The organism is Chthonomonas sp. (genome assembly GCF_035294165.1).
GTDB lineage: Bacteria > Armatimonadota > Chthonomonadetes > Chthonomonadales > Chthonomonadaceae > Chthonomonas.
Window position 1 is genome coordinate 1 of the sequence record NZ_DATGLN010000115.1, and the last position, 9,525, is coordinate 9,525.

Genomic DNA, 9,525 nt, shown 5'->3' on the forward strand with positions numbered 1-9,525 from the left:
CGGCGTCTATCTCGATATTAGCCATCGTGGAGCGGACTATATCAAGCGCAAACTGCCGAGTATGTACGAACAGTTTCACGCTCTCGGTGATGTGGATATCACCAAACAACCTATGGAGGTCTATCCAACCATCCACTATACAATGGGCGGAGTAAAAGTAGACCCTGAAACCTGCGCTACTACCGTACCAGGGCTCTATGCCGCGGGAGAGGTCGCTGCAGGACTTCATGGAGCCAACCGGCTCGGTGGCAACTCTTTATCAGACATTCTTGTCTTTGGGAAACGCGCAGGCGAACATGCCGCCATCTATGCAAAGACGGCCTCCTTTGGCAAGATAGATGAGAAGCAGATCGCCGAAGAGGAAGACTATCTCCTCTTACCCCTAGAGACAAAAGAGGGTGAAAACCCCTACGATATCCATCGTGAGCTTCAGGATACCATGCAAAAACATGCCATGATCGCGCGAACCGAGAAGGGGCTTCTTGAAGCGCTCGAGAAGATTCAAGAGCTACAAAAACGCGCGGAACATCTTCACGTAGATGGAGATCGCTGCTTTAATCCCGGTTGGCATGCCGCGCGCGAGATACGCTTTATGCTGAAAACTTCCGAAATCATCGTACGCTGTGCTTTAGAACGCAAAGAGAGCCGTGGCGCCCAGTGGCGCCTCGACTATCCTGATCGCGATGATGCATTCTGGGGTAAACATAACCTAATTGCAGTGAAAGATGGGCAACGCATTAAAATAGAGCCGCGCCCCCTGCCCGAAATGCCCGAACGACTAAAAGCGCTCTTTAAGTGAGAAACGAGGCCGGAGTAAACGCCCACACGCATTCAAACGAGGAGAAAAACCGATGGAGAAAATTACCCTCCGTGTTTTTCGAGGAGATATCAATGGAGGCCACATGGTCTCCTACGAGGTGCCCGTACAACCAAGCATGGTTGTACTCGACGCCATCCACTACATTCAACAGCACATTGACCCCACATTAGCCTGTCGCTGGAACTGTAAGGCGGCAAAATGCGGCTCCTGCAGCGCCGAGATAGATGGAAAACCACGCCTGATGTGCAAAACACGCGTAGACCAATTTCCCTCTGGTGTTATTACCGTCGGCCCCATGCGCACCTTCCCTCTCATTAAAGACCTCGTGACCGACGTATCCTGGAACTATCGCATCGCAGCCAAAATCCCGCCCCTGCAACCCAAACCGGAATTCGCAGGCAAACCCTTCCGCATGCAACAGGCCGATGTAGAGCGCATTCAAGAGTTCCGTAAATGCATCGAATGTTTCCTATGTCAGGACGTATGTCATATTCTGCGCGAGCATAACCGTAAGGATGCTTTCTTTGGCCCTCGACAGATGGTTCGCATCGCTGCCCTAGATATGCACCCCATGGATAATCTCAATCGGCGAGAACAACTCCATGGCGAGGCCGGGGTAGGAATGTGTAACATCACCAAATGCTGCACCGAAGTCTGCCCCGAGCATATTCATATTACCGATAATGCCATCATCCCGCTGAAGGAACGCGTTGCTGACGATTACTTCGATCCCGTTACTCTCATCCTCCGACGCATCGGCGTTATTCAACACGAACACAAGCAACCCTTAAGCAGTGTGCCAGAAAGCCAGACTCAAATTATCAGCAAAAGCCCACGTCCTGGCAAGTAACCGGCGCCTCGCTTGATATGAGCCGGCACCGTTGAGGAGGCTGCCGGCTAGGCTTTTTTAGGGGTTCATAAATCGCTCATACAGCTCTTCGGAAAAACGTCGTGGTTTGCCGCTCGCACGCTCGATCAACATCTGTAGCGTCTCGGCCTCTGTCAAAAGCTCTTCACCACGCCATACCTCATATCCCATTCGCAACAAACTGTGCCTACACTCCTTAGGCCATGTTCGCACAACCACCAAATCTTCATAATACGCCGGCTTTATAAAACGACAATGCAGTTCCAACACGGGCATGGCGTAGCCATCACGCTCCATCTTTGCATAATCAATGCCTCGCTCCCGACAAAATGTGCTGCGGGCCGCCTCAAACCAAATGGGATAGTTCGAATGATGAACCACTCCCATCGGATCGCATTCAGCATATCGAACGCGAATCTCAGTCTGAGAACCTCTTGTCGGTTGCATTCCTTCCTTCATGGCTGGTCCGACTCCAGTTCCACATCGTAGGATGCATGAACACGTACCGGGATGTGTATGAGAAAGACATTACCACTATTGTCCTCGTTGGCTTTTACCTCCAGCCTGCCTTGATGCAATTCAATATAGCGACAGGCTAATGAAAGCCCGAAATCCCTCTCTAGACCTCCCATAGCATCAGGCTCCTGCTCTACCGAAAGCCCATAGATGGCAGAAAGCTTCTGTTGAGGAACGGGTGCTGCAGAATCCGTCACCACAATGGTAAGCTCCTGATCCGTCACCTGGGCGCTTAAGCTAACGACGCCATCTTTTTTGCTTGATCGCAGACCCCCAAGTATCATGTGATAGATAATATGCCGAACGAGGCTCTCATCGGCGATAATCCAGGGCAAGGGAGCGTTCAAAGCAGTCTTAAGTTGCACACCCTGTCGCTGAGCTAAGGGCTTTAGCATTTCGATGATCTCCCTTATGGAGACGTTCAGATCGAAAAGCCGTGGATGTAGTTCCCTCCTTTCATCCTGTACTCTCAGTAGATCAAAGAGATTATCGAGTATCTCTTGCAGATGGAGAGAGGCGTGATAGATATGCCCAAGTGCAGTCTGTTGCGCTTCGTTTAAAGGTCCATAAGTCTCCTCTTGCAAAAGCTCTGTGAAACCTAGCAAGGTCGTAAGAGGGGCACGGGCATCATGGGAAGCGTTCGAGAGGAATCGCATAAGCCGATGGCGCCTCACTACCTCCGAGTCACGAAGGGCGATCTCTTTTGCCTCGCTTTTATGTAACCGTAGCGATGCAATGCGCAAGAGGAACTCGTTGATGTAGGCTCCGTACCGATAGGAGCCTAGTTCCCCAACCTCTGGCACCTCACAAAGATACTTCATAGCCAATCGCTCGAGCGTCTTGAAACAAGCGCTCAAATCGCCCCATGCAAGCGGCATTTCAGCGATCTGCTCCACCAGCAGTTCCTCCTCTTCCGTTACCCGTTCTGAGGACTGTTGAAGCAGATGGTTTTGCACAATACAGTCATGGATTTGAGTGACCCTCTGTCGCAGTTCACCACGAGGTCCGAGTAAGGAGGGGTTTAAATGCCACAAAATTCGACTGACCTCTTGCCGCCATTCGTTCAGCAGCTTACGACGATGGGATAAAAGCCATTGGGCCACGGCATCTAGCGGTGTACCGCTCTGCATGGGCATAACCTGTTAATGTTTCTTCTGTAAGGCTTGAATAACGTCATTGGTGATATCGTTGTCGGAATAAACGAGGGTGTCGGCACTCCATACCTCATGAATACCTTTTTTCTTCGCCACCTCGGCGACCACGTTGCGCAACTGCTCTAACTGGTCTTTACGACAATCGTCCACCGATTGAAGTGCCTTATCGCTCAGCTCCTTGTCAATGCCTGGCAACACGTCCTGCAGATACTGTTGCTGGCGCGCCTGCAGCGTCTGCAGTGTGGTGCGATCGGCCGGGGTTAACTCCTTATCGGGCTTGGTAATGAGAGAATTTAATTGTGCGCTGCGCTGATCGGAAAGGTTCTGCAACTCCTTTATTCGTGCCTGCTGTGCCGGGGTTGGATTGTCTAAAGTAATGAGATGCAAAAACTCACCAAGCTCCTCTGGGGTAAGAAAAGCCACCCGCCGCGCCAGGCGCGACTGATCGGCTGCTTTCAACATGGCATCTTGGTACTTCTGCTCAACAACGGCAGGCGCATCTGAGGCCTCATAGACCCTTTGCATATCTACCCTTGCAATGTCGGATCGAAGCAGTGGTGATGAGATACCCTGATTATCTCCGGCACTCACACGAAGCCCTCCCGCCGCAATCAATAGAGCAAGCGTAAACGCACCTATTTGTAAGAACGTGGTTCCCTTCACTCTACTTCCTCCTTTACTCGCATGACTTTAGGGATGATATGTAACCACACGTCGCCCCTCCACACGCAACCACCTTGATGTGCGTATTTCTACAGCCTCCACATAGGCCCTATGTTCTTCGGGTAAAAGTCGTGCCGCCAAAGTCTCCGGTGTATCCTCGTCGAACACCCGTATTGCACGCTGCACGAGGATAGGCCCCGTATCGTAATCATTATCCACAAAATGAACGGTGCAACCGGTCACCTTCATTCCGCTCTCGATGACGGCCTCATGAACCCGTTTCCCGTACATTCCCTTCCCACCAAACAGCGGCAGCAATGCCGGATGGATGTTAAGCACGCGATAGGGATAGGCCGCCACCACCGGCTCAGGAAGCCGCAGAAGGTAGCCCGCTAAACAGACTAGGTTGATCGCATATCGTTGTAAAAGACGGAGAAGCGCCTCGGCATAGGCGTCTTCTTGCCCCTCATACTTTCTTGGAGACACAACATGAACGGACACTCCGGCGTCGCGTGCTCGTGCCAACGCAGGGGCCTCTGCTCGTGTTCCGACCACAACCCGAACCTCACCAAGTATTCGTTTCTCCATACAGGCGTCTAGCAGCGCCTGCATATTGCTGCCCCGAGCTTCTCCCGACACAAAGACCGCTATCTGCGCCTCTCCCAAAGGCTCTAAAATCTCTGTCAAGCTCTCTTCCCCCAAGTCGGCGTTCCCACTATCCCTGATCTATTAGACACTCCTTGGAACGCTGTGTTAGAAGATTCTAGCGCATCCACCGGCTAATTCGTGCAGACGAAACCAACCTATGCTATAATGATTTGGGTAAGGGCTATTTTCGGCAAGCATAGGCCTCCTTCAATTCGGGCGAGGAGATAGGTTCTGACGATGATCTGCAAACACTGCGGCATGGAAAGCACCACCACCGATCGATGCAGCGTCTGTGGGCTCCCTCTACAGTCGGCTCAAGAAACCGCAGAACAAACCACAACCGAGGTTACCAAAGAGAGCGAACCTGAGGTCGATTCCACGGCAGCGCCTTCTCCCAAGAAGGAGGTTATTAAGGCTCATCGTCCCGCTCCCGCCATCGTGCCCCCTACCAAAAAGCATTCCGGCCCCGCCTTTGGTGCCGCTAAACATACCCCACCACCCGCCGTACCTCCTCCGTCTCGTCGTGTAGCCTCTCTGTCGGAGATTCTGGAATCGAAATCTACTACCGACAATACACCGGCACCAGCCTACTCCAATAAGGCGCCCGATCCTCTCGCCTCGGTCCTTGCTAATTTGAAGCTCCCGCAAAAGGAAGCAACAGAAACTCAGTCTACTCCTTCTGATGATAACACCCTAACATCAACCGAGACCGCTCCGCCAGCCGCTTCTCTCGCTCCTTCTCAACCAGCCGCATCCGTTCAATCTGCCCCTGCAACGGCTCCTCAACAGGAGCCATCTCAACCTAAGCAACCAACTCCGCGTCCAACTGCGGCGGAAGAGTTAGAGGCCTATGCCCCGCCCAACCCATGGCCGATCACAGCACGCTATGCCGCGGTGCTTGCCCTACTCCTTGCCTTTGCCGGGCTGTTCCCTCTCTACCAAAAAAATCTGTTTTGGGCTCCCATGCTGCTTACGCAGTTTCTTGGTGGTCTCTTGTTACCCGTCATGCGCGTTGTCCCATGGTTCGATGAAGACCCCGATGATCTTCCCTTGGCCATTGGCCTTATCTTCTTTTTCGGCCCTCTCATCGGCCTCGTTATCTACAGCATTATCTCCTTGTTGCGTCATAACACCAACCCTGGCCTCGTGGGTTGTCTCATCGTAGGCAGCCTGTCGCTCCTTGTTGTTCAGCCGGCATGGTTAGGTCACCTAGACGTGCAGTGGCTCGCTCCCTTCGCTGGAGTACAAACAAACCCTCTCTTGCTCATCGCTCACCTCGCCATGGGTTGGTCACCCATCGTGGTCATCGTTGGTTGGATATTTGCCGGCGTCTTCCATAAACTGTACGAGTGACGTGGCACACTCAAGAATCCTCTACACCTAGCCTACAATAAAGCTGAGTTCACTACTCTAGGGTATAGGCTCCTCTCCTTATGGATAAACGAATCCGTGTTCTTATCGTGGACGATAGTGCGCTTATGCGCCTTTTGCTTACCAAACTGCTTGCCTCCGATCCAGAGATTGACGTGGTGGGTACCGCATCCGACCCGCTGCAAGCCTCTCAAAAAATTGAAGAACTTTCCCCTGACGTGCTCACTCTCGATGTGGAGATGCCCCACATGGATGGTCTCACCTTCTTGGCCAACCTTATGAAGACGCATCCCCTCCCTGTGGTTATGGTCTCATCCCTAACACAACACGGATGCGAAACAACGATCAAAGCGCTTGAGCTTGGGGCAGTAGATTTCTTCCCAAAACCTACTCTACAACAGCTTAGTATATCAAACGGTGATGCTGCCCTAGAGTTGCTCACAAAAGTGAAGATCGCTGCATCTGCCCATGTCGTTCCGCAGGAAGTAAACTCCTCCGAGGCTCTCGCGGCAAGATTAGCACCTCAACAGCTCATGCATCAGGTGATTCTCATCGGGGCCTCTACCGGTGGCACGGAAGCCATACGCGAAATTCTCACTTCACTCCCCCCTAACATTCCCGGCATCGTCATGGTGCAACACATGCCGCCTGGCTTTACGGCCTCGTTCGCCCAGCGCCTCGACAAACTATGCGCTTTTCGTGTAAAGGAGGCACAAGATGGCGACAGGGTTCAACCCGGTCTTGCGCTGCTAGCACCAGGCGATTTTCAAACCACCCTGCATCGTGCTTACACCGGCTACTATGTGCAGGTACAAAAGTCCGAGCCGGTAAACCGGCATCGGCCTTCGGTAGATGCCCTTTTCAACTCGGCTGCCGAGAGCGCCAAGGCCAACTCCATTGCCGTACTGCTTACCGGTATGGGGGAAGATGGTGCTCGTGGGCTTTATCAGCTACGACAAGCCGGAGCCTTTACCATCGCTCAAGACGAGTCAACAAGCGTGGTTTTCGGCATGCCGCGAGCCGCCATCGCCCTCGGTGCCGCCGAGTTTGTACTCCCTCTGCCCCGCATCGCAAGAGAGATTATTCGCCTGTTAGAAAGCATCCAACGTCCTCTGAGTGCCTAATCTTTCATGGGGGCCTTATCCGCTTCATGAGAAAGGACTTGGCATTCCATGAACATTCTCTTAGCATCAGCCTGCTTATATGTTCGCAAAAAGGCAATCGCAAGCAAACGTGCCACACGAGCGCGTGCCAGGAGGTGCTTTTGACTGTAGCCCCCATCCGCTTCGGGGAGAGCAGTGATATTCCGCGCTTTCGACAGAGTCTGTACTGCCTCTCGATATCTCTGCAACCTCAGATAAACGTCACCTAGTTCAGTCAGCGTAAGAGGGTCTTGTGGTTGCAATGCAGCGGCCCGTTGAAGAGCGTGCAGTGCTTTCAGTTCATTCGGTGCGCCCGGCTCGTTGTTCAGTGCCCATCCAAGTAGATACCATGCCCGCCCGTTGTTAGGGTCAAGTTGCACACAACGACGAGCCTGTTGCTCTGTAAGACGCACGTCTTGCGCTTGCTGGAAGATATTGGCTCCATGCAACCATATCGTGGCGTTAGAAGGAGCATAACGCTCGGCCAAGAGAACTTCACGGATACAATCCCCAAGGTCACCACTTTTACCGTAGGCAGCAGCCAGCAGATTGTGGGCCACACCCGAATGTGGTGATTGAGCAGCAGCCTGTTTGGCGGCTTGTAGGGCGCAGGAAGCATCATTTATTGCCAAACAGGCCTCTGCTAAAACCTGCTGTGCCTCAGGAAACCTGGGATGCTGGCTCACGAGGCGCTGCAATAAGGGAACCGCCTGTGCCGCATGGCCGGTTCGGGCGTAAAAACGCCCCAGCTGAAAGTAGGTGTAAGGAAAGGAGGGATACTCCACTAAAAGCCGCTGCCAAATGGCAACGGCGTGCACGTAGTCTCCCGCCTCTGCAAGATGAACGGCATCCATATAGCGCCGCATAAGCGGCACCGGTTCAGTAAAGTGTATCCGAAGCCAGACCGCAGCACCAATAAGAATGGCCGCAGCCGTGAGAATAACTTTGACCCGAGCAGAAAAGCCCGTCATCCTATGGATATAAAAACTCGCATTCCCTATCTAGTCTATGGAGCAGTAGAACGGTTGCTCTGCGAGTGCGCCGCACTGGCTGCCGGTGGTGGAACCTTATAATCCATCGGTTGTGGTTTTGAGCCTCCTCCTCCCCCAAACACCTTGATTCCAATAAGGATGAGGATAATAAGCACCACAACAAAGACGATCCCAGCAACAACTGGGTTCACATTCTGTCGCATTTTCTTCTCCCCTTGAGTGTTATTACACAGGGGGAGAGGCACCTCTCCTCCTGTGCTTCCAAGAGTGCCCTTAGTTCGTTGGCTGACTACATCCCTTATCACTATAATTCTGGTCATACACCTTCGCGCTACGAAACGCTCCGTAGTATAACCCATTCGCAAAACCCTGTCCCGCATCTGGTGCAGGTACACTTAGTACCCCAAACTTTGCATGGCCGTCGGCATAAGCGAAGTTTTGCCCATTGAAATGACGTGGGTTTCGCGAGTTCCCTTTGAAGTCACCATACCCAGCCCATATAGAAAGGGGATCAGACCAGTCCCAATAAAAGGCATAACCCCCATTGCCATTTGGTTGACACGTATGCCAGTTCCACGCATAGCGGTCATCGCTGATAATCGCGAGATCGGCGGGACTTTGAAGTCGCGCTAGCGTGTAAGGTCCTCCCTGATCTCCGTTTTCATCAAAGATGAAATCACTCAAGCCATACGTAACACGATAGTTGGGAGGGGTATATCCCCACGTGCTGAACAGCGTGTCGCTATTGCTGGGGCAACTAAAGAGCTGCTGATTTTTAATATAGGGCATAAGCAGATCGCTCCACCACACGGTAGGGCAGGGAGCATTCGGATTAGGGGGACATCCGGTATCTCCAGGGTTTTGATGCCACGGCAATTGGAAAAAGGTCTCATCGTAATCTTGCACATACATCATAGTCGCCAGCCCGATCTGTTTGAGATTCGATAGACACGAGATCGAGCGTGCCTTCTCCCGAGCCTGTGCAAACACAGGGAACAGAATTGCTGCAAGAATCGCTATTATTGCGATTACCACAAGCAATTCAATCAGTGTAAACGCCCTTTTACCTTGCATTACTATTCCTCCGATTGAGTTGTTTTGGTTACTTTGTGCCTTGCCGTACAAAGCACAAAATGTTCATTCGCCCCTCATTGAGGAGGAGGCGCCGTAGACTCCCTGGCGATGAGGGTACAAGGCAGGAAGATTCTGTCGGGGTCGGAAAGTTTCATCACCCCTCGCTCATGCATCTCCTGCAGCTTTTTGATGGCCTCACGCCCCATGACCTCTAGCGGCTGCTTCACTGTTGTTAGCTTAGGTACCGCGTGCGCCACCGCCGTCGGATCGTCGAAAC

The 9,525-nt window shown here is 52.5% G+C and carries 12 protein-coding genes; 4 read left to right on the plus strand and 8 right to left on the minus strand.

Annotation, left to right across the window (positions count from 1 at the left end; all coding sequences use genetic code 11):
- Nucleotides 1-799: FAD-binding protein (locus tag VKV29_RS05850; protein WP_324200370.1), on the plus strand; the 799-nt coding region annotated here is incomplete at its 5' end.
- Between the two features lie 52 nt (nt 800-851).
- Nucleotides 852-1,670 carry a succinate dehydrogenase/fumarate reductase iron-sulfur subunit gene (locus VKV29_RS05855; RefSeq protein ID WP_324200371.1) on the plus strand — a complete coding sequence of 273 codons (819 nt, stop codon included), beginning with the start codon at nt 852-854 and terminating at the stop codon, nt 1,668-1,670.
- Nucleotides 1,671-1,727: 57 nt separating this feature from the next.
- Here the strand turns inward: VKV29_RS05855 and VKV29_RS05860 are convergent, their stop codons facing one another.
- Genes VKV29_RS05860 through purN form a run of 4 tightly spaced genes read right to left on the minus strand, consistent with a single transcriptional unit; the run spans nt 1,728 to nt 4,708 of the window.
- Nucleotides 1,728-2,135, minus strand: coding sequence for a thioesterase family protein (locus VKV29_RS05860; RefSeq protein WP_324200372.1), 408 nt, complete (start codon nt 2,133-2,135; stop codon nt 1,728-1,730).
- Nucleotides 2,136-2,143: 8 nt separating this feature from the next.
- Nucleotides 2,144-3,340 carry a HAMP domain-containing sensor histidine kinase gene (locus tag VKV29_RS05865; protein ID WP_324200373.1) on the minus strand — a complete coding sequence of 399 codons (1,197 nt, stop codon included), beginning with the start codon at nt 3,338-3,340 and terminating at the stop codon, nt 2,144-2,146.
- Between the two features lie 6 nt (nt 3,341-3,346).
- Nucleotides 3,347-4,021: an OmpH family outer membrane protein gene (locus VKV29_RS05870; RefSeq protein ID WP_324200374.1), complete on the minus strand. Its 675-nt coding sequence runs from the start codon at nt 4,019-4,021 to the stop codon at nt 3,347-3,349.
- Nucleotides 4,022-4,048: 27 nt separating this feature from the next.
- Nucleotides 4,049-4,708, minus strand: a complete 660-nt coding sequence (gene purN / locus VKV29_RS05875; protein ID WP_324200375.1) for a phosphoribosylglycinamide formyltransferase — start codon at nt 4,706-4,708, stop codon at nt 4,049-4,051.
- A gap of 198 nt (nt 4,709-4,906) precedes the next feature.
- Between purN and VKV29_RS05880 the strand changes: the two genes are divergently transcribed.
- Complete coding sequence (locus tag VKV29_RS05880) at nt 4,907-6,022, plus strand: hypothetical protein (protein ID WP_324200376.1); 1,116 nt, start codon at nt 4,907-4,909, stop codon at nt 6,020-6,022.
- An 80-nt stretch (nt 6,023-6,102) separates the two neighbouring features.
- On the plus strand, nt 6,103-7,164 hold the full coding sequence (locus VKV29_RS05885; RefSeq protein WP_324200377.1) for a chemotaxis response regulator protein-glutamate methylesterase: 1,062 nt from the start codon (nt 6,103-6,105) through the stop codon (nt 7,162-7,164).
- On the opposite strand, the gene VKV29_RS05890 is transcribed toward VKV29_RS05885, so the two are convergent.
- From VKV29_RS05890 to VKV29_RS05905, 4 genes are all read right to left on the minus strand, one after another.
- On the minus strand, nt 7,161-8,153 hold the full coding sequence (locus VKV29_RS05890; RefSeq protein WP_324200378.1) for a tetratricopeptide repeat protein: 993 nt from the start codon (nt 8,151-8,153) through the stop codon (nt 7,161-7,163). The two genes, VKV29_RS05885 and VKV29_RS05890, sit on opposite strands and share 4 nt — an antisense overlap.
- Nucleotides 8,154-8,188: 35 nt before the next feature.
- Nucleotides 8,189-8,377 (minus strand): hypothetical protein, encoded by a 189-nt coding sequence (locus VKV29_RS05895; RefSeq protein WP_324200379.1) that lies wholly within the window; start codon nt 8,375-8,377, stop codon nt 8,189-8,191.
- Between the two features lie 70 nt (nt 8,378-8,447).
- Nucleotides 8,448-9,248, minus strand: coding sequence for a DUF1559 domain-containing protein (locus VKV29_RS05900; protein WP_324200380.1), 801 nt, complete (start codon nt 9,246-9,248; stop codon nt 8,448-8,450).
- 74 nt (nt 9,249-9,322) lie between these two features.
- A partial coding sequence (locus VKV29_RS05905; RefSeq protein WP_324200381.1) for a substrate-binding domain-containing protein occupies nt 9,323-9,525 on the minus strand: 203 nt, incomplete at its 5' end.